Source organism: Bordetella genomosp. 1, assembly GCF_002261335.1.
In the GTDB taxonomy this organism is placed as follows: Bacteria; Pseudomonadota; Gammaproteobacteria; order Burkholderiales; family Burkholderiaceae_B; genus Bordetella.
Genome location: NZ_NEVL01000001.1, coordinates 318,111 through 336,486, shown reverse-complemented (window position 1 = coordinate 336,486; position 18,376 = coordinate 318,111). Strand labels below are relative to the sequence as shown.

General features: G+C 70.2%; 16 protein-coding genes. 10 read left to right on the top strand and 6 right to left on the bottom strand.

What is annotated here, in order from left to right; genetic code table 11:
* Positions 1–2: 2 nt before the first annotated feature.
* Positions 3–704 (top strand): hypothetical protein, encoded by a 702-nt coding sequence (locus CEG14_RS01515; RefSeq protein WP_094824591.1) that lies wholly within the window; start codon positions 3–5, stop codon positions 702–704.
* A 28-nt stretch (positions 705–732) separates the two neighbouring features.
* On the opposite strand, the gene CEG14_RS01510 is transcribed toward CEG14_RS01515, so the two are convergent.
* Positions 733–1,908: a GGDEF domain-containing protein gene (locus CEG14_RS01510; protein ID WP_094824590.1), complete on the bottom strand. Its 1,176-nt coding sequence runs from the start codon at positions 1,906–1,908 to the stop codon at positions 733–735.
* A gap of 330 nt (positions 1,909–2,238) precedes the next feature.
* The gene (locus tag CEG14_RS01505; RefSeq protein WP_094824589.1) at positions 2,239–3,687 is read right to left on the bottom strand and encodes a spinster family MFS transporter; all 1,449 of its coding nucleotides are present in this window, start codon (positions 3,685–3,687) and stop codon (positions 2,239–2,241) included.
* A 132-nt stretch (positions 3,688–3,819) separates the two neighbouring features.
* Here CEG14_RS01505 and CEG14_RS01500 point away from each other — a divergent pair, with 132 nt between their 5' ends.
* The 3 genes from CEG14_RS01500 (at position 3,820) to CEG14_RS01490 (ending at position 7,007) form a co-directional block, all read left to right on the top strand.
* On the top strand, positions 3,820–4,803 hold the full coding sequence (locus CEG14_RS01500) for an AraC family transcriptional regulator (protein ID WP_094824588.1): 984 nt from the start codon (positions 3,820–3,822) through the stop codon (positions 4,801–4,803).
* A gap of 105 nt (positions 4,804–4,908) precedes the next feature.
* Positions 4,909–6,012 (top strand): NAD/NADP octopine/nopaline dehydrogenase family protein, encoded by a 1,104-nt coding sequence (locus CEG14_RS01495; RefSeq protein ID WP_094824587.1) that lies wholly within the window; start codon positions 4,909–4,911, stop codon positions 6,010–6,012.
* On the top strand, positions 6,009–7,007 hold the full coding sequence (locus tag CEG14_RS01490; RefSeq protein WP_094824586.1) for a 3-hydroxybutyryl-CoA dehydrogenase: 999 nt from the start codon (positions 6,009–6,011) through the stop codon (positions 7,005–7,007). Before CEG14_RS01495 ends, CEG14_RS01490 begins: the two co-directional genes overlap by 4 nt.
* A gap of 46 nt (positions 7,008–7,053) precedes the next feature.
* Here the strand turns inward: CEG14_RS01490 and CEG14_RS01485 are convergent, their stop codons facing one another.
* Both CEG14_RS01485 and CEG14_RS01480 read right to left on the bottom strand, forming a co-directional pair.
* The gene (locus tag CEG14_RS01485; RefSeq protein WP_094824585.1) at positions 7,054–8,028 is read right to left on the bottom strand and encodes a Bug family tripartite tricarboxylate transporter substrate binding protein; all 975 of its coding nucleotides are present in this window, start codon (positions 8,026–8,028) and stop codon (positions 7,054–7,056) included.
* Positions 8,029–8,167: 139 nt separating this feature from the next.
* Positions 8,168–9,058 (bottom strand): LysR family transcriptional regulator, encoded by an 891-nt coding sequence (locus CEG14_RS01480; protein WP_094824584.1) that lies wholly within the window; start codon positions 9,056–9,058, stop codon positions 8,168–8,170.
* Between the two features lie 181 nt (positions 9,059–9,239).
* Here CEG14_RS01480 and CEG14_RS01475 point away from each other — a divergent pair, with 181 nt between their 5' ends.
* The 6 genes from CEG14_RS01475 (at position 9,240) to CEG14_RS01450 (ending at position 14,198) form a co-directional block, all read left to right on the top strand.
* Positions 9,240–9,914, top strand: coding sequence for an RraA family protein (locus tag CEG14_RS01475; RefSeq protein ID WP_094824583.1), 675 nt, complete (start codon positions 9,240–9,242; stop codon positions 9,912–9,914).
* Positions 9,911–11,122 (top strand): aminotransferase class I/II-fold pyridoxal phosphate-dependent enzyme, encoded by a 1,212-nt coding sequence (locus CEG14_RS01470; RefSeq protein WP_094824582.1) that lies wholly within the window; start codon positions 9,911–9,913, stop codon positions 11,120–11,122. Before CEG14_RS01475 ends, CEG14_RS01470 begins: the two co-directional genes overlap by 4 nt.
* 90 nt (positions 11,123–11,212) lie before the next feature.
* The gene (locus CEG14_RS01465; protein WP_094824581.1) at positions 11,213–12,031 is read left to right on the top strand and encodes an ABC transporter substrate-binding protein; all 819 of its coding nucleotides are present in this window, start codon (positions 11,213–11,215) and stop codon (positions 12,029–12,031) included.
* A 25-nt stretch (positions 12,032–12,056) separates the two neighbouring features.
* Positions 12,057–12,758, top strand: coding sequence for an amino acid ABC transporter permease (locus CEG14_RS01460; protein ID WP_094824580.1), 702 nt, complete (start codon positions 12,057–12,059; stop codon positions 12,756–12,758).
* A gap of 1 nt (position 12,759) precedes the next feature.
* Entirely contained in the window at positions 12,760–13,476 is a 717-nt protein-coding gene (locus tag CEG14_RS01455) for an amino acid ABC transporter permease (protein WP_094824579.1), read from the top strand.
* A complete protein-coding gene (locus tag CEG14_RS01450) occupies positions 13,473–14,198 on the top strand; it encodes an amino acid ABC transporter ATP-binding protein (RefSeq protein ID WP_094824578.1) in 726 nt (241 codons plus the stop codon). Before CEG14_RS01455 ends, CEG14_RS01450 begins: the two co-directional genes overlap by 4 nt.
* Before the next feature lie 71 nt (positions 14,199–14,269).
* Here CEG14_RS01450 and CEG14_RS26525 read toward each other — a convergent pair whose 3' ends face one another.
* Both CEG14_RS26525 and putA read right to left on the bottom strand, forming a co-directional pair.
* Positions 14,270–14,392, bottom strand: a complete 123-nt coding sequence (locus CEG14_RS26525) for a hypothetical protein (protein ID WP_255032069.1) — start codon at positions 14,390–14,392, stop codon at positions 14,270–14,272.
* Positions 14,393–14,573: 181 nt separating this feature from the next.
* Positions 14,574–18,317, bottom strand: a complete 3,744-nt coding sequence (putA, locus tag CEG14_RS01445) for a trifunctional transcriptional regulator/proline dehydrogenase/L-glutamate gamma-semialdehyde dehydrogenase (protein ID WP_094824577.1) — start codon at positions 18,315–18,317, stop codon at positions 14,574–14,576.
* Between the last annotated feature and the right edge of the window lie 59 nt (positions 18,318–18,376).

Here is an 18,376-nt window from a genome sequence, read left to right as displayed (position 1 = left end):
ACATGGCACTGACTCACACTCCCGACTCCGACCCGCCGCAGGCCGTGCCTGACGCGGCCATCGCCGACTGGCGCGACGCGCTGATGCAGGCGGACGCGCGCGAGCTGCCCACGCTCTGGCGCCAGATCGACGCCGATCCGGTCCTGCAGGATGCCGAAGTTCAGGAGCAGCTGTCGCAGGCGCTGCTGGACGCGCTCACGGAAGCCCCCGACGACCGCCTGGCGCTCTACACCGACGGCGCCCAGCGCTTCGGCTGGGAACGCATCAGCGCCAGCAGGCGCACCCTGCGGCCCATGTCGATGTTCGTCTATGCCCTGGAGCGCCAGGGCGAGATCCACGCGGCCTATCCGCCCGCGCTGCGTCGCGATCTCGAGGAAACATTACGGCAGGTGCGCCGCATCAAGCGGCCGCGCTGGTGGAACGCCTACACCCATGCCGCGGACCTGCAACGCATGCAGCGCGAACTGCCCCAGTGGCTGGCGCTGCGCCTGCCGGCGGGCCGTCTCGACGCGATGCTGGCGGCCGCCGAAGCCACGCCGGGCCTGTTCCGGTTGCCGCTGCGACTGTTCTGGCCCGTGCGCTACTGGTTCGTGGCCACGGTGGGCTTCGTCGCGCTGCTCGGCGTGCTGCATCTGCAGGATGGCGCCGGCATCGGTGCGCCGGCCGTCGTCACGCCGGCCACGGTCACCCCCGCCGGCGGCTGAGCCGGCGCGAACACACTCAAACTGCGCGTCAGGCCGCCGCGGCCTGGGCGGCCGCCTGAGCCGTCTCGACCCGATTGCCGCCCAGCGACTTGGCGCGATAGAGCGCGCGGTCGGCCGCGGCCAGCGCATCGACCAGCGCGGGCGCCGCGTCGTCGAACGGCGCCAGGCCGATGCTGACCGTGGTCGAGACGCCCTGGGTGTCCGGATGCAGCGGGATGGTGTCGGCGAAGCGGCGCCGGATCGCGTCGGCCAGCAGCCGCGCGCGCAACGCGTCCTCGCCCATCAGCAGCGCCGCGAACTCCTCGCCGCCGATGCGCGCCAGCAGCACGCGCGGCCCCGCCAGCTCCTGCGCGATGTCGGCGAACGCGCGCAGCACCTTGTCGCCGGTCTGGTGGCCGTACAGATCGTTGGTGCGCTTGAAGTGATCCAGGTCGAACACCAGCACGGCCATCGGGCCGCGGCCGCGCGCCAGCTGCAGCAGGCGCGAGCCTTCCTCGAAGAACCAGCGGCGGTTGCCCAGCCGGGTCAGGTAATCGGTCTGCGACTCGCGCAGCAGCTGGCCATGCGTTTCCTCGCGGATGAGCTTGAGCAGCGTCATGGGCAGCACCACCGAATACAGCACGCCCTCATAGATCGTGATCTTGCTGGCGAGCGCCTGCATGGCCACGCCATGCTCGGCCACCAGCCAGGGCAGGATCAACGCACGGGCGGCGTAGGTGAGCGTGTGGATGCCGGCCAGCGCGACCACGATGACGCGCGGCGTGAACGAGCGCAGCGAATGGCAGCGCAGCATCTCCCACGCGGTCAGCCCGCTGAGGAACGCGATGGGCACCGAGCTGATGTAGGCCCAGATCACTTCCTGCCAGCGACTGCCGCCGATGGCCCAGACGAGCGCCATGCCCACCAGCACCACGGCGGGCAGGAGACGATAGCGCCGGCCGCTGAGCGCGGCCACGCCGGACAGGATGAGCAGATAGCCGGACAGCACGATCAGGTTGCTGATCGCGGAGCCCCAGGGCGCGGGCATGTCGCGGCGGTATAGCACCGCCGCGCAACCCAGGGCGAGGGTGGCGAAACCGGCCGCCAGAATGCGCAGCTCCCGGCTGCGCTTGGGACTGGAGCGGTGTTCCCAATACGTCATGCCGGCGCTGACCAGGAGCGTTCCGACCGCAAGGAGGTAAAGGGTGATGAGATCCACGTACATCCCAGATGAAAGGCAGCGCGCCTATGCATCGCAACCACTCGCGGATTTTACGTTGAATTTTTGTCAGGGAAATGGAGAAAACCCTTCATGTTGCGCAGACATTCGCGAATTAATGAATAGTTTCACGGCGCAATGCAACATATGTTGCGCCCAAGCCGCCGAACCCTGCACGATCGGGGTGCATGGCCCGCCGCATGCCCGTGTGGGCCGCTCACCCGGCCTGCCATGTGCATGCACTTGTGCGCCGCGGCCGCGACGAGCGCCCACGCCCGCAGGCGTCGCGCCGCGAAAGCGAACCGGCGGCGCGCGGCACGCAGCGACGACGCGGCATCAGCGCGGCGTCGCCACAACGGGCGCGGGCGCGGGCGCGGGCACCGGCACCGGCACCGGCGCTTGCACGGCCGTCGCGCCGACACCCCCCGCCTGCGCCTCGGCCGCGTCGTCATGGCCCTCGCGCGCCAGGCTGCGGCGATACGCGCCGCAACCGGCACCCAGCAGCACGATGCAGGCCAGCGTGGCACACGCGATCAGCACCGCCATCGAGTCGCCCACGGCGGCGGGCGTGCGAAACACCCGGTCGGTCAACAGCGCCACCAGCGTCGTGCCCAGGCCCAGGCCGATCAGGTTCGACACCAGCAGGAACAGCGCAGATATTTGCGCGCGCAACTGATTGGGCGGAAGGATCTGCATGGCCGCGGTCGAGGTGGGCATCGGAAACGACGCGAAGAACATCGCCGGCACCAGCAGCGCCACCGAGGCATACAGGTTGCCGACCTGCGTGAACGCGACCGCCGGCACGGCCATCGCGCAGGCGCCGATCACGCCCGCGCGCAGCGGCGCATCGCGCCGTCCGCGCCGCGCCAGCCAGTCCATCAGCCAGCCGCCGCAGAACACGCCGGCGGTGTTGGTGACCAGCACCACCACGCCCAGCATGTAGCCCACCTGCGTGGGCGTCATGCCGAAGTTGCGCATGTAGTACGCCGGCGCCCAGCCGAGCAGGCAGAACAGAATCATCGCGTAGAACGAGAAGCCCAGGTAATGGCAGGCGAACGTGGCGCGGTGGCGGCCCAGGAAGCGCATGGTCACGCCCATGCCCGGGCGCGCGGCCTGCCCGCTGGCATCGACACGCAGGCCGCGCCGCACCGGATCGCGCACGGTGATCAGGATCAGCAGGGCCACCAGCACCCCCGGCAGCCCGACGATGAAGAAGGTCAGCTGCCACGGCTTCATCGTGCCCCACGGCACCGCCACGCTCTCGACCGTCTTGAGCAGATCGATCACGTAGCCGCCGATCAGGAACGCCAGCCCGCCGCCCACGAACGCGCCGATCGAATACACCCCGACCGCGCGCCCGAGCTTGTCGCGCGGGAACATGTCGCTCATCATCGAATACGCGGCGGGCGAGAGCGCGGCCTCGCCCACGCCCACGCCGATGCGCGCCAGGAACATGTGCGCGAAGCTGCGCGACAGGCCACAGGCCGCGGTCGCGATGCTCCAGAAGGCCACGCCGATGGCGATGATGCGGGGCCGCGAGTAGCGGTCCGCCAGCACCGCGATGGGCAGGCCCATCACGGCATAGAAGAGCGAGAAGGCCAGCCCGTGCAGCAGGCTGAACTGCGTGTCCGAGAGCTGCAGGTCGCGCTTGATGGGTTCGATCATCAAGGCCAGGATCTGCCGGTCCACGAACGAAAAGATGTACGCCAGCATGCAGATCAGCACGACGTACCACTCGTAGGCATGACTTCTCGACGGGGCGCTCCCGCGGGTGTCGGCAATCATGGTTTCCCCTTGTATGAAGCTGGCGCGGTAATGCCGTACACCAGTCTTCTGTTGCGTCCCATCGTTTTACGGCCCACCCCGCCGCGCAGCTGTACCGCGCGCGCAATGCCTGTTCCCTTTGCGAAGGAAAGCATGCCCGAAGAACGCTATCCCCTGCACCGCCATTGCCTGCTCCAGTCGGCCAACGCCGCCGAGGTCAAGGACCAGGTGAGCCAGCATCTGTGGTCGCATCGCATGCAGGTCGGCGCGGGCGAAGACCTGCACTCGCGGCTCTACGGCGTGCGCTTCGGCACCACCGCGCTGTACGACCTGCATTACGGCGCCGCGGTGGAGATCGACGCGGGCGACATCGCCAGCTGCTACCTGGTGCGCGCCACGCTGCAGGGCAGCGGCGAGGTGCGCCTGGGCGAGCGGCGCGCCGATCTGCGGGCCGGCAGCCTCACCGTCTCCTCGCCTTCCGAACGCAGCGTGATCCGCATCGGCAAGGACTGCCGCAGCCTGATCCTGCGGCTCGAGCGCCCCACGCTCGAGCGGCACCTGCAAGACCTGCTGCAACGACCGCTGCGCCAGCCGCTGGTGTTCGACGTGGACGTGCCCGCGCAACATCCCGGCGCCACCGCGGTGCGCGCCACGCTCGACTACCTCTGCCAGCTCTACGCCCAGCCGAGCCTCGACGGCGTGTCGCAGACCCTGTCGGCGGGCTTCACCGACTACCTCGCCTCCCTGTTGCTCATGCAACTGCCGCACAACTACAGCGAGGCGCTCGCGCAGGACCGGCGCCAGCCGCTGCCGGCACACGTCCGGCGCGCACGCGACTACATCGACCAGCACGCCGACGGCACCATTCCGCTGGCCCAGCTGGCGGCGCACTGCGGCGTGTCGGTGCACACGCTGCAGAATGGCTTCGTGCGTTTCCTCGGCCAGAATCCGAGCGACTTCATGCGCAACCAGCGGCTCGCGCGCGTGCACGCGGCGCTGCAGTCCGCAGCCGCGGGCGCGAGCGTCACCGACATCCTGCTCGACCATGGCGTCACCAGCTTCGGGCATTTCGCGCACCACTATCGCAAGCGCTACGGCTGCCTGCCCTCCGACACGCTGCGCGCCGCCACGCACTGAGCCGGCGCGCTGCGGATTCGGAACGCCGCTTGCGCTTTCCGGGCAGAACCCGGCCCCGCCCCTCGCTAGCATGATCCGCAACGCAACTGTCCACGGATCTGCATCATGCGCATCACCATCATCGGAGGCGGCCACGGCTGCTACGCGGCCGCGGCCGAACTGGCCGAGAAGGGCCATGCACTGCGCTGGTGGCGCCGCGACGGCGCCGCCTTCGGGCCGCTGCGCCAGGCCGGCTCGCTCGGCATCAAGGACTTCCGCGGCAGCCGCAGCGTGGCGCTGGGCGCGGGCCCGGGCCGCATCGCGCTGAGCGACACCCTGGCCGACGCGGTGGCCGACGCCGAGCTGCTGGTGCTGCCCCTGCCCGCCACCACGCACGAGGCCCTGGCGCCCGCGCTGGCGCCCTTGCTGCGCGACGGGCAGGTCGTGTTCCTGCCGCCGGGCACCTTCGGCAGCTATCTGTTTGCGCGCGCCCTGCGCGCCGCCGGCAATCGCGCCGAGGTGGCGTTTGCCGAGACGGGCACCTTGCCCTACCTGGCGCGCAAGCATGGCGACCAGGTGGTGGTGAGCGCCTACGCGACGCGCCTGCCCACCGGGGTATTGCCGCAGCGCCTGTCGGAACGCGCGTTCGCGGTGCTGCGCGAGGCCTATCCCAGCGTCGAGCCGATCCAGGATGCGCTGGCCGGCGCGCTGATGAACGCGGGACCGGTGATCCACCCGCCCCTGATCCTGATGAACGCCGGGCCGCTGCAGCACTTCGAGGCCTGGGACATCCACAACGAAGGCACGCAGGCCGCCATCCGCAGCGTGACCGACGCGCTCGACGCGGAGCGCGTGGCGGTGCGCGAGGCGCTGGGCTACGGCGCGCCGCATTTCCCGCTCGCGGACCACTATGCCAAGAGCGGCGACGAGTGGATGTATGGCCGCGGCGCCCACGGCAAGCTCACCGACAGCGGCGACTGGCGCGAACACATCGACCTGCACACGCATCGCTACATGCTGGAAGACACGCGCCTGGGCCTGTCGTTCCTGGTGTCGGCCGGACGCCGGGCCGGCGTACCGACACCGGTGGCGCAGGGGCTGCTCAGCCTGGCCTCGGCCGTGACCGGGCGCGACCTCTACGCCGAAGGCCGCACATTCGAGGCGCTGGGCCTGGACACGCTCGACGCGACGCAGATGCGCGCGCTGCTGCGCGACGGGGTGCCGGCATGAGCGCGCCGCTCGCCTGCATTGCCGTGGTCGGCGTGGGCCGCATGGGCGTCGGCATCGCCGTGTCGTACGCCTATGCCGGCATGCCGGTGGCCCTGGTGGACGCCAAGCCGCGCGACGCCGCCGCGCAGCAGGCCTGCTTCGACGGCGTGCGCCAGGCGCTGCGCGCGGAGTTCGACACGCTGGCGGCGCTCGGCCTGCTGCCCGCCGAGCGGGTCGACGCCATGCTGGCGCGCGTCTCGCTGCATGCGCGCCAGGCGGCCGCACCGACGCTGCAGGCGGCGCCGCTGGTGTTCGAGGCGGTGCCCGAACGGCTCGATGCCAAGCGCGAGGTATTCGGCTGGATCGGCGGCCAGGCCGGCCCCGACTGCGTGCTGGCCTCCACCACCTCGACCTTTCTCGTCACGCAGCTGGCCGAGCATGCGCCCGACGCCACCCGCTTTCTGAACGCGCACTGGCTCAATCCCGCGCATCTGATTCCGCTGGTGGAGGTGAGCCCCGGCCCCGACACCAGCGCCGCCGCGCTCGCGCGCGTGGAGACGCTGCTGCGCCAGGCGCGCAAGGTGCCGGTGCGCTGCGCGCCATCGGCCGGCTACATCGTGCCGCGCATCCAGGCGCTGGCGATGAACGAGGCCGCGCGCATGGTGGAAGAGGGCGTGGCCAGCGCCGAGGACATCGACACCGCCGTGCGGCTCGGCTTCGGCCTGCGCTTCTCGGTGCTGGGCCTGCTCGAGTTCATCGACTGGGGCGGCAACGACATTCTGTACTACGCGTCGCGTTACCTGGATGGCGCGCTGGGCCCGCGCTTCCAGGCACCGGCCGTGATCGAACGCAACATGGAGCAGGGCCGCAACGGCCTGCGCGACGGCCAGGGCTTCTATGACTACGCCGGGCGCGACATCGGCGCCTACCGCCTGCAGCGGCTGGGCGAGCTGGTGCGCAGGCTCGAGGTGATGGACCTGCTGCCGCGCGTCGACGGCGCGCGGCCGGCGGGCTGAACAACCGGCGGTCGGGGCCCGCCGCGCGTGGCGGCGGGCCCGGCGCTCACTCCATCTTCGCGCCCGACATCTTCACGATCTCGGCGTAGCGGCCGATCTCGCTCTGCATGAAGGCGCCGAACTGCGCCGGCGTCTGCGGCTCGCGCAACTGCACGCCGACCGCCTCCAGCCGCTCGCGCAGCGCCGGCACCTGCAGGGCCGCGTTGATCTCCTTGTTCAGGCGCTCCACCACCTCGGGCGGTGCGCCCGCGGGCAGCACCACGCCATACCAGGCGGAAGCGATCATGCCCTTGACGCCCAGCTCTTCGAAGGTCGGCACCTGCGGCAGCGCGCGCAGGCGCTCCGACGAGGCCACCGCCAGCGCGCGCAGGGCGCCGCCCTGCACCTGCGACAGCGAACCGGTGTCGATCATCATGTCGGTCTGGCCCGCGAGCAGGTCGGACACGGCGGGGCCGCTGCCCTTGTAGGGGATGTGCAGGACATCGATCTGCGTGAGGTGCTTGAACATCGAGCCTGCCAGATGCTGCGAGGAGCCCACGCCGCCCGAGGCATAGGTGAGCTTGCCCGGCGCGGCGCGCGCGCCCGCCAGCAGCTCGGCCAGCGTCTTGAAGGGCGAGGCCTTCGGCACTTCGAGGATGTTGGGGATGGCGCCGACGAAGGCCACCGGCGTGAAGTCCTTCACCGGATCGAAGCCGAGCCGCGCATACAGGTGCGGGTTGGCGGCATTGGTGGAGCTCGTCGCCATCAGGATGGTGTAGCCGTCGGGCGCTTCGCGCACGAACGACGTGGTGCCGATGTTGCCGCCCGCCCCTGCCTTGTTGTCCACGATCACGGTCTGGCCCATCTGCAGCGTGAGCTGCTGCGCGAGCATGCGCGCCAGCGCGTCGGTCGCGCCGCCGGGAGGCCACGGCACGGTGAGCTTGATCGGGCGATCGGGATAGGCGGCGTGCGCAGGCACGGATGCGCCGGCCGCGGCCAGCAGCAGCGCGCCGCACAGGCGGCGCAGGTGTCCCATCGGCATGGGTGTCTCCTCGTAGGGGTCTTGTGCTATGCCCGGGCGCGGCGGCCGGCCCGGGATCGCCGTTACTCTACGAAGACTTGTTGCGCTGCGATAGGGAGAAATTCTCTCCCTTCTTGATTCTCGAAGGGAATCAAGCGCGCTACATCGTGTTGGAGAAATCGCAGCAGCTCTGGGCCAGCGCGGCCACGCTTTCGCAGAACGCGACGTCGGCCTCGCGCCGGAACATCGCGCAATACAGCGACTGCGGCGGCGCGATGCTGGTGCGCGCCACCACCAGCTGGCGCGCGCTCACCATGCCGGCGAAGTAATCGCGCGGCAGGCAGCTCACGCCGAAGCCCGCCGCGGTCAACCCGGCCATGGCAATGAGGCTGTTGATGGTGAACAGGTTGCTCGACGGCCGGTGCGGCTTGAGCCAGCCGTCGTAGATCATGTTGAGCCCCGATTCGCGGCTCTGGCGCAGCAGCGGCAGGGCCGCGATGTCCTTGGGCGTGTAGATGCGGCTCGGGTCGATCATGTCGGGGCTGCCCATCCAGCCGAACTCGAGCCGCTGCAGCGGCACCACCTGCAGCTGCGGCTCGGCGAACTCGCCGTGCAGGAACGCCATGTCGAGCTGGCCGGCCTGCAGGCGCTTCTGCAGATCGGCGCCGAGGTCGATGTGCGGCTCCAGCGTGATGCGCGGATAGTGCGCGCGCAGCAGCCGGATCAGCGCGGGCAGCCAGGTCATCGCCGTGATCTCGGTGATGCCGAAGCGGAAGGTGCCGGTGAGCGTGTGCTGGCCCTTGAGCCGCACCAGCAGGCGGTCGCGGTGGCCCAGCATCTCCTCGGCCATCGCATAGATCTCATGGCCGCGCGCGGTCAGCTCCGCGCGATGGCCGGAGCGGTCGAACAGCGCGATGTCGAAGTCGGCCTCGAGCTCCTGGATGCGCTTGGTGATGGCCGACTGCGTGGTGTGCAGCTTCTGCGCCGAGGCCGAAAACGTGCCGAGTTTCACGGTCCAGTAAAGCGCTTCGATCTGCTTGAACGTCAGCATCGGCGACCCTTCTTGATTCCCAATATTCCCATAAGTACTAACCCCTATATTCCATAAATCGATATAGCGACCGGAAATTTAATCCCTTTTTCCCTCGCCTGAAAGCTCGCACTATTCGGTCCTGGCCGAGGGCTCGCCGCCCTCGATTGCGCATTCCACGTTTCACGACCGCATCGAATCCATGGCTTCTACGCTCAACGGCAACCGCATCCTGCCCCCGTCTCCCGTGGCTCCCGCCGCCATCCTGGCCGCGCTCGCCGACATCGTCACCCCGCACCTGAGCGACAACCTTGCGCGCCGCGAAGGCATCGCCGGACTGCATCGCTACAACCGCCAGGGCAAGCTGGTGGGCACCGCGCTGACCGTGCGCACCCGCCCCGGCGACAACCTGCTCATCTACAAGGCCATGACCCAGCTGCAGCCGGGCCACGTGCTGGTGATCGACGCCGGCGGCGACCTGTCCAACGCCGTGCTGGGCGAGATCATGAAGCGCTACCTCCAGCTGCACGGCTGCGCCGGCGTGGTGGTCGACGGCGCGATCCGCGACGTGGGCGCCTTCGAGAACGACAGCTTCCCCTGCTATGCCCGCGGCCACATCCATCGCGGTCCCTACAAGGACGGCCCCGGCGAGGTGAACGTGCCGGTGTCGATCGGCGGCCAGGTGGTCAACCCGGGCGACCTGATCGTGGGCGACGAGGACGGGCTGGTGAGCTTCCCGGCCGAGCAGGCCGAGGCCCTGATCGCCGCCGCCCGCGCCCACGCCGCCAAGGAAGAGCGCATCATGGCGGAGATCGCCACCGGCGCGCGCGAGCAGAGCTGGATGCAGGCCGCCTTCGCCGCGCGAGGCATGGCATGAGCGCCGTGCTCGAACTCGCGGCGCGCGCCCGCGCCATCAAGCCCTCGCCCAGCATGGCGGCCAAGAGCCGCGTCGATCAGTTGCGCGCGCAAGGACGCGACATCACCGACTTCACGGTGGGCGAGCCCGACCTGCCCACGCCGGCCCACATCGTGCAGGCTGGCGTCGCCGCGCTGCAGGGCGACGGCATGCGCTACACGGCTTCGACCGGCACGCGCGCGCTGCTGCAGGCCGTGCAGGCCAAGTTCAAGCGCGAGAACGGCCTCGACTACGGCCTGGACCAGCTCATCGTGGGCGTCGGTGCCAAGCAGCTGATCTACACGGCGCTGGCCGCCACGGTGCAGCAGGGCGACGAGGTCATCATCCCCGCGCCCTACTGGGTGTCGTACCCCGACATGGTGCTGGTCAACGACGGCACCCCGGTGGTGGTGGCCTGCGGCGAGGAAACCGGCTTCAAGCTCACGCCCGCCGCGCTCGAACGCGCGATCACGCCGCGCACCAAGTGGCTGCTGCTGAACACGCCTTCCAATCCCACCGGCGCCATGTACGACGCCGCCGAGCTGGCCGCGCTGGCCGAGGTGCTGGCGCGCCATCCGCAGGTGTGGCTGCTGACCGACGAGATCTACGAACACCTGGCCTACGGCGGCGCCCGCCACGTCTCGCCGGCCGCGGCCGTGCCGGCGCTGGCCGACCGCACGCTGACCATCAACGGCGTGTCCAAGGCCTACGCCATGACCGGCTGGCGCCTCGGCTATGCCGGCGGCCCGCAGCCCCTCATCAAGGCCATGGCCACGCTGATCTCGCAGAGCACCAGCTGCGTGAGCGCGGTGAGCCAGGCGGCCGCGGCGCACGCGCTGCAGGCCGACCAGGCCTGCGTGCGCGAGTTCGCCGCCATCTTCGCCGAGCGGCGCGACCGCATCGTGGCCCTGCTCGACGCGATCCCGGGCATCCGCTGCCCGGCGCCGCAGGGCGCGTTCTACGTCTATCCGGGCGTCGCCGGCCTGATCGGCAAGCGCACCCCGCAGGGCCAGACGCTCGCCACCGACCTCGACGTGGTGATGTACCTGCTCGACGAGGCCGGCGTGGCCGTGCTCGACGGCGGCGCCTATGGCCTGTCGCCGTATCTGCGGCTGAGCTTCGCCACCGACCTGGCCACCATCGAAGAGGGCTGCCGCCGCATCGCCGCGGCCTGCGCGCGCCTGGCCTGATCCGCAGTACCCGCCCGGCGCCGACACGGCCGGGCGGTTCATCGCCGTACCGACAGACGCACCAACACGCACCAACGCAAGGGGAAACACATGAAGAAAATCATCAGCCTGCTGGCACTGAGCTGCGCGGCCCTCACCTCGGTGGCCCACGCCGACACGCTGGCCGACATCAAGGCGCGCGGCAAGTTCATCTGCGGCACCATGGGCACCGCCGAGCCGTTCAGCTTCCAGGATCCCAAGACCCGCGCCGTGGTCGGCTACGAGGTCGACGTGTGCCAGGCCATCGCCGACAGCCTGGGCGTGCCGCTCGAGCTCAAGCTGATCGCCGTGGAGGCCCGCATTCCCGAGCTGATCGCCGGCCGCGTCGACGTGGTCGCCGCCAACCTCGGCTGGACGCCGCAACGCGCCGAACAGATCGACTACTCGCACCAGCATTTCGTCAGCCTGCAGAAGATCCTGGCGCGCGAATCCGAGACCGCGCTCAAGTCGCCCGCCGACCTGGCCGGCAAGCGCGTGAGCGCGGTGCGCGGCTCCTCGTCGGAGCAGGGCGCGCGCAAGCACATCCCGAACGTCGACCCGGTGCCGTTCAAGGATCCGAGCGGCGCCTTCCTGGCCCTGCAGCAGGGCAAGGTCAGCGGCTTCGTCGGCTCCGAGCTGATGCTGGTCAAGCTGCGCCAACAGGCCGCCACGGGCGCGGTGCCGGTCAAGATCCTCGAGCCGGCGCTGTTCGTCGAGCCCTGGGGCGTGGGCGTGCGCAAGGGCGACACCGCCATGCTGACGCAGGTCAACAAGGTGCTCGACGGCATGGAAAGCTCGGGCAAGGCCAACGAACTGTTCGACAAGTGGTTCGGCGCGAACACGCCCTATGGCATGAAGCGCGACTTCCGCATCGAAGCGATCAAGGGTTGAGCGCGCGCGCCGACGCGAGAGCACCATGCAATACGTCTTCAACTTCGGCGCCATCTTCCAGGGCGAATACACCGACTGGCTGATCCGGGGGCTGTGCACGACCCTGGCGCTGGCGGTGATCGCCTGGATCATGGCCTTCGCGATCGGCAGCCTGCTGGCCGTGATCCGGCTCACGGGCTCGCCCGTGGCCAACGCGGTGGTCGCGCTCTACGTGGCGTTCCACCGCAACGTGCCCATGCTGGTGCACATCATGTTCTGGTACTTCGGCGTGCCCGCGCTGTTGCCCCAGGGCATCACCGACTGGCTCAACCAGCACGGCAGCGAGTTCATCATGTCGTGCATCGCGATCGGCCTGGTGATGTCGGCCTACATCTGCGAAGACCTGCGCAGCGCGGTGCGCGGCATCCCGGCCGGCCAGGTCGAGGCCGCGCGCGCGCTCGGCCTGTCGTTCATGCAGACCATGCGCAAGGTGGTGTTGCCGCAGGCGTTCCGCATCGCGATCCCGCCGCTCCTGAACCAGACGCTGCTGCTCGTGAAGAACACCAGCCTGGCGATGGCGGTGGGCGTGATCGAGCTCACCGCGGTGGGCCGCGAGATCGACAACACCACGTTCCGCACCTTCGAGGCCTATGCCGTGGTGACCGTGATCTACCTGCTGCTGTCGGGTGTGATCATGGCGGCCGGCATCGTGCTGCAGCGCCGCTACCGTCCGCTGGGGGTGCGCTGAGATGCTCGAGATCCTTCAGGACAACTGGCTGCTGCTGTTGATCGGCCAGTACCCGCACGGCCCCATCGGCGGGCTGGCCGCCACGCTCGGCCTCGCGGCCATCAGCCTGGCGCTCGCGCTGCCCTGCGGCGTGCTGCTGGCGCTGGGCCGCATCAGCCCGCTGCGCATCTTCTACGTGCCGGCCACGGCGCTCGTGTACCTGGTGCGCGGCCTGCCGCTGCTGATGTTCATCTTCTGGGCCTACTTCTTCGTGCCCGTGATCATCGGCCGGCCCGTGGCGGGCACCACCACCATGGTGGTGGCGCTGGTCTGCTACGAAAGCGCCTACCTGGCCGAGATCATCCGTGCCGGCATCCAGGCGCTGCCGCCGGGCCAGCAGGAGGCGGGCCGCGCGCTCGGGCTGTCGTACCTGCAGACCATGCGGCGCATCATCCTGCCGCAGGCGCTCTACAACATGCTGCCCAGCATGCTGAGCCAGTTCATCTCCACCGTGAAGGAGACCTCGCTGGCCTATGTGATCAGCGTGCAGGAGCTCACGTATGCCGCCAACCAGATCAACTCGGTGCTGCTGACCAAGCCCTTCGAGGTGTTCGGCCTGCTCGCGCTCACCTACTTCTTCCTCAACTTCGGCCTGACCGCGCTGGTGCGCCTGGTCGAGCTGCGCATCAGCCGGCGCCGCAACGCCCGTCCTGCTGCGCCCGTGGTGCAAACGCAATGATCAAGCTCTCCAACGTCAACAAATGGTATGGCGACTACCACGCGCTCGCCGACGTCAGCGCGCAGGTGCGACGCGGCGAAGTAGTCGTGGTGTGCGGCCCGTCCGGGTCCGGCAAGTCGACCCTGATCCGCACACTGAACCGGCTCGAGCCGATCCAGAAGGGCACCATCGAGGTCGACGGCCGCGACATCTACGACCGCGGCCTGCGCGTCGACGAGCTGCGCAGCCACATCGGTTTCGTGTTCCAGCAGTTCAACCTGTTTCCGCATCTCAGCGTGATGGACAACCTCACGCTCGCGCCGCAGATGCTGGGCCGGGCGGCGCGCGCGGAGGCACAGCGCAATGCGATGCAACTGCTGGAACGGGTCGGGCTGGCCCACAAGGCCGACGCCTATCCGGCGCAGCTGTCGGGCGGCCAGCAGCAGCGCGTGGCGATCGCGCGCGCGCTCGCCATGCGCCCGCCGGTGATGCTGTTCGACGAGCCCACCAGCGCGCTCGACCCCGAGATGGTCGGCGAGGTGCTGCAGGTGATGAAGTCGCTGGCCAGCGACGGCATGACGATGGTGTGCGTCACCCACGAAATGGGGTTTGCGCGCGAGGTGGCCGACATGGTGTGGTTCATGGACGCCGGCCGCATCGTCGAGACGGCGCCGCCGGAGACCTTCTTTACCCAGCCGCAGACCGACCGGGCCCGCAAGTTCCTGGCCGAGATCCGTCACTAAAAAACACGGGAGCCAGGCGTGCGCCCGGCTCCCGTCGGCGCCCACCAGGTTGTGGGCGCAACTTTTACCGCTTACGACTCGTCGCCGTCATCGATCAGGGCGTGCCAGATCATCAGCCCGGCCGAAGCCAGGCCCACGACCAGCGCGCCCGCGGCGGCTGCGCCGCCGACCGCGATGGATGCCAGAACGTCCATGCTCTCTCTCCCAGATTTGGCTGGGCGCCGCGATCCGGTGCGTACACCGGGACCGTCTGCGCCATGTTGACCCGCCGGGCGCTGCCCCCCAGCAACGCGGGCTGGCGCCGCGCAAGCGCGGAGCTGGCCCCACCTAAGCAAGCCGCGTGCCCGGCCCCGGGGAGCGAGAGGAGCAAGCCGCTCAGTCCATCGTCATCAGGCTGGCATTGCCGCCGGCGGCGGCCGTGTTGACGCTCAGGGCGCGTTCGTTGACCAGGCGCTCCAGCGGCACCTCGGTGGCGCCCGGGGCGAGGCCGGTCACCGACACGATGGGGCCGGCGCGGTGCGCCATGCGGGCCAGCGTCTCGCGCAGCGCGGCGGCGTCGCCGTGCTGGATGGCCGCGTCGAACACGGCCAGATTCAGGTCCTGGGCCAGGGTGATGCTGGCGCGCACCTCCTGCGGCAGACGGGCGTAGAGCGCCGCGGCGCCGGGGTCGGCGGCCGGCCACACGGCCCGGCTGCCCACGGCGAGCACGGCGGCCAGCTGGGTCAGCCGGTCGGCGTCGTTGCCAGCCAGGCACAGGACCGCCTCGCGCGGCGCCACCTGATAGGTATTGCGCTCGCCGGTCGGGCCGGCCAGCTCGTACGCGGCGCCGCTGAAGAAGGGCTGCGGGGCGGCCAGGGGCAGGCCCTGGGCCGCGCACCACTGCGCCAGCGCGGCCGCGGCCGGATTGGCCAGCGGCGGCTGCGCCTCGCTCAGCACCGCGAACGGGCGCGCCAGCGCGCCGGCCGGCCGGGTCGAGAGCAGGCGATAGAGATAGAGCGGGCCGCCGGCCTTGGGACCGGTGCCCGACAGGCCTTCGCCCCCGAACGGCTGCACGCCCACCACGGCGCCCACGATGTTGCGGTTTACATAGACGTTGCCCGCGTGCGCGCTGCCGACCACGCGCTCGATGGTCTCGTCGATGCGGGTGTGCAGGCCCATCGTCAGGCCGTAACCGGTCGCCTTGATCTGGTCGAGCAGCTGGCCGAGCTCGGCGCGGCGGTAGCGCACCACGTGCAGCACCGGCCCGAAGACCTCGCGCTGCAACTCGGAGATGTCGTTGAGCTCGATCAGCGTGGGGGGAATGAAGGTGCCCTGCGCCGCGCTGGCGTCGCGCTGGCACAGCTGGTGCACCGGGCGGCCCTTGGCGCGCAGCCCGTCGATGTGACGCTGGATGCCGGCCTGGGCCTCGGCGTCGATCACGGGCCCGATGTCGTTGGCGATCTGCTCGGGATTGCCCAGCCGCAGCTCGCCCATCGCCCCCTTGAGCATCGTGATCAGGCGCTCCGCGGCCTCCTCCTGCACGCACAGCACGCGCAGCGCCGAGCAGCGCTGGCCGGCGCTGTCGAAGGCCGAGCTCAGCACGTCCACCACCACCTGCTCGGTGAGCGCGGACGAGTCCACGATCATCGCGTTCTGGCCGCCGGTCTCGGCGATCAGCGGCACCGGCGCGCCGGCCGGCGTGAGGCGCTGCGCCAGGGTCTTCTGCAAGATACGGGCCACTTCGGTCGAGCCGGTGAACATCGCGCCCATCACGCGCGCGTCGCCGATCAGTTGCGCACCCACGGTTTCGCCGCGGCCCGGCAGCAGCTGCACGGCCGCCCGCGGCACGCCGGCCAGCCACAGCAGGCGCACGGCCTGTGCCGCGATCAGCGGCGTCTGCTCGGCGGGCTTGGCCAGCACGGTGTTGCCGGCCGCCAGCGCGGCCGCGACCTGGCCGGTGAAGATCGCCAGCGGGAAGTTCCACGGGCTGATGCAGGTGACCGGACCGAGCGGGGCATGCGAGGCGTTGTCGAAGCCGGTGCCGGCCTGCGACGCGTAGTAGCGCAGGAAGTCCACCGCCTCGCGCACCTCGGCGATGGCGTTGGCGTAGGTCTTGCCGGCCTCGCGCACCAGAATGCCCATCAGCGGCGCGATCTCCGCCTCCATCGCGTCGGCGGCGCGCAGCAGCGTGGCCGCGCGTTCGCTGGCGGGGGTGGCGGCCCAGGCGGGCGCGAAGTCGTGCGCGGCCTGCAGGGCGGCGTCGACCTCGGCGGCGCTGGCTTCGCGCACCGTGCCCACCAGATCGGTGTGGGCGGAGGGATTGAGCACCGGCGCACTGGTGCGCAGCTCGCCCGCGATGGTGCCGGGCAGCGTCTGCGCCAGCATCGGCGCGGCTTCGCAGGCGGTGCGCGAGGCGACCCGAAGCGTTTCGCTCAGCGCGGCCAGCGTCTGGTCGTTGGCCAGGTCCAGGCCACGCGAATTGGGACGGTCGATGCCGTAGAGCTCGCGCGGCATCGGAATGCCGGGATGCGGTTCGCCCAGCGCGCGCTCCGCGGCGGCCGTCTGCTCGATCTGCGCGACCGGATCCTGCACCAGCGACGCCATCGGGTAAGTGTGGTCGGCCACCTGGTTGACGAACGAGGTGTTGGCGCCGTTTTCGAGCAGGCGACGCACCAGGTAGGCGAGCAGCGTCTCATGCGTGCCGACCGGCGCGTAGATGCGGCAGGGCCGGCCCAGCTTGCCGTCCCGCACCGGGCCCACGACCTGCTCGTAGAGCGGCTCGCCCATGCCGTGCAGGCACTGGAACTCGTATTGGCCGGCATGGTACATCTCGGGATCGGCCAGCTCGTACACGCTGGCCAGCGTCATCGCGTTGTGCGTGGCGAACTGCGGATACACCGCATCGGGCGCGGCCAGCAGCTTGCGCGCGCAGGCGATGTACGACAGGTCGGTGTGCGGCTTGCGCGTGTAGACCGGATAGTCGTCCATGCCGTCGAGCTGAGCGCGCTTGATCTCGGAATCCCAGTAGGCGCCCTTGACCAGGCGCACCATGAGGCGCTGGCCGCTGCGGCGCGCGAGATCGATCACGAAGTCGATCACGTGGGGGCAGCGCTTCTGGTAGGCCTGGATCACGAAGCCGATGCCCTTCCAGCCGCGCAGCGCCGGCTCGAAGCACAGCATCTCGAGCAGGTCGAGCGACAGCTCGAGGCGGTCGGTTTCCTCGGCGTCGATGTTCAGGCCGATGTCGTACTGGCAGGCCAGGCGGGCCAGCTGATACACGCGCGGATACAGCTCGGTCATGACGCGGTCGACCTGCGCGCGGCTGTAGCGCGGATGCAGCGCCGACAGCTTGATCGAGATGCCCGGGCCTTCATACACGCCGCGGCCGGCCGAGGCCTTGCCGATGGCGTGGATCGCCTGCTCGTAGTCGTCGTAGTAGCGCTGCGCGTCGGCCGCCGTCAGCGCGGCCTCGCCCAGCATGTCGTACGAATAGCGGAAGCCCTGCGCCTCGAGCGACTGCGCGTGCCTGAGCGCGTCGGCCATGGTCTCGCCGGTCACGAACTGCTCGCCCATCATGCGCATGGCCATGTCCACGCCCTTGCGGATCAGCGGCTCGCCGCCCTTGGCCAGGATGCGGGTGAGCGCGCTGCTCATGCCGCCTTCGCTGTGCGTGGCCACCAGCTTGCCGGTCAGCATCAGGCCCCAGGCCGCCGCGTTGACGAACATCGACGGGCTCTGGCCGACGTGCTCCTTCCAGTTGCCGCGGCTGATCTTGTCGCGGATCAGCAGGTCGCGCGTGGCGCTGTCGGGAATGCGCAGCAGCGCCTCGGCCAGGCACATCAGCGCGATGCCTTCCTGCGACGACAGCGAGAACTCCTGCAGCAGGCCCTGCACCAGGCCCGCCTTGCCGCCCGAGGCCTTGCGCGCGCGCAGCGCGGTGGCGATGCGCGTCGCGAGCGCATGGCTGCGCGCGGCCAGCTCGGCGGGCAGGCGCGCCTGCTCCAGCAGCCACGCAATGGCGACGGGCTCGGGCCGGCGCCAGGCGGCGGTGATGGCGGCGCGCAGCGGCGTCTGCTCGGCCAGCGGCGTGATGTTCTTGAAGCGTTCGGGTTGCACGGCGGAGGGCGGTACGGTGTTCATGAAAAGCGAGTCGAAAGCGAGACGCGACGACGCCCCGGGCGGGAAGGCCGGGGCGCGGG

Bases quoted from the DNA above. Each gene is read 5' to 3' on its own strand.
- CEG14_RS01455 (WP_094824579.1), top strand. From the start codon at position 12,760: ATGCTCGAGATCCTTCAGGACAACTGGCTGCTGCTGTTGATCGGCCAG.
- CEG14_RS01505 (WP_094824589.1), bottom strand. From the start codon at position 3,687: ATGATTGCCGACACCCGCGGGAGCGCCCCGTCGAGAAGTCATGCCTAC.
- CEG14_RS01490 (WP_094824586.1), top strand. From the start codon at position 6,009: ATGAGCGCGCCGCTCGCCTGCATTGCCGTGGTCGGCGTGGGCCGCATG.
- CEG14_RS01510 (WP_094824590.1), bottom strand. From the start codon at position 1,908: ATGTACGTGGATCTCATCACCCTTTACCTCCTTGCGGTCGGAACGCTC.
- CEG14_RS01495 (WP_094824587.1), top strand. From the start codon at position 4,909: ATGCGCATCACCATCATCGGAGGCGGCCACGGCTGCTACGCGGCCGCG.
- CEG14_RS01450 (WP_094824578.1), top strand. From the start codon at position 13,473: ATGATCAAGCTCTCCAACGTCAACAAATGGTATGGCGACTACCACGCG.
- putA (WP_094824577.1), bottom strand. From the start codon at position 18,317: ATGAACACCGTACCGCCCTCCGCCGTGCAACCCGAACGCTTCAAGAAC.
- CEG14_RS01480 (WP_094824584.1), bottom strand. From the start codon at position 9,058: ATGCTGACGTTCAAGCAGATCGAAGCGCTTTACTGGACCGTGAAACTC.
- CEG14_RS01460 (WP_094824580.1), top strand. From the start codon at position 12,057: ATGCAATACGTCTTCAACTTCGGCGCCATCTTCCAGGGCGAATACACC.
- CEG14_RS01465 (WP_094824581.1), top strand. From the start codon at position 11,213: ATGAAGAAAATCATCAGCCTGCTGGCACTGAGCTGCGCGGCCCTCACC.
- CEG14_RS01500 (WP_094824588.1), top strand. From the start codon at position 3,820: ATGCCCGAAGAACGCTATCCCCTGCACCGCCATTGCCTGCTCCAGTCG.
- CEG14_RS01515 (WP_094824591.1), top strand. From the start codon at position 3: ATGGCACTGACTCACACTCCCGACTCCGACCCGCCGCAGGCCGTGCCT.
- CEG14_RS01470 (WP_094824582.1), top strand. From the start codon at position 9,911: ATGAGCGCCGTGCTCGAACTCGCGGCGCGCGCCCGCGCCATCAAGCCC.
- CEG14_RS26525 (WP_255032069.1), bottom strand. From the start codon at position 14,392: ATGGACGTTCTGGCATCCATCGCGGTCGGCGGCGCAGCCGCCGCGGGC.
- CEG14_RS01475 (WP_094824583.1), top strand. From the start codon at position 9,240: ATGGCTTCTACGCTCAACGGCAACCGCATCCTGCCCCCGTCTCCCGTG.
- CEG14_RS01485 (WP_094824585.1), bottom strand. From the start codon at position 8,028: ATGCCGATGGGACACCTGCGCCGCCTGTGCGGCGCGCTGCTGCTGGCC.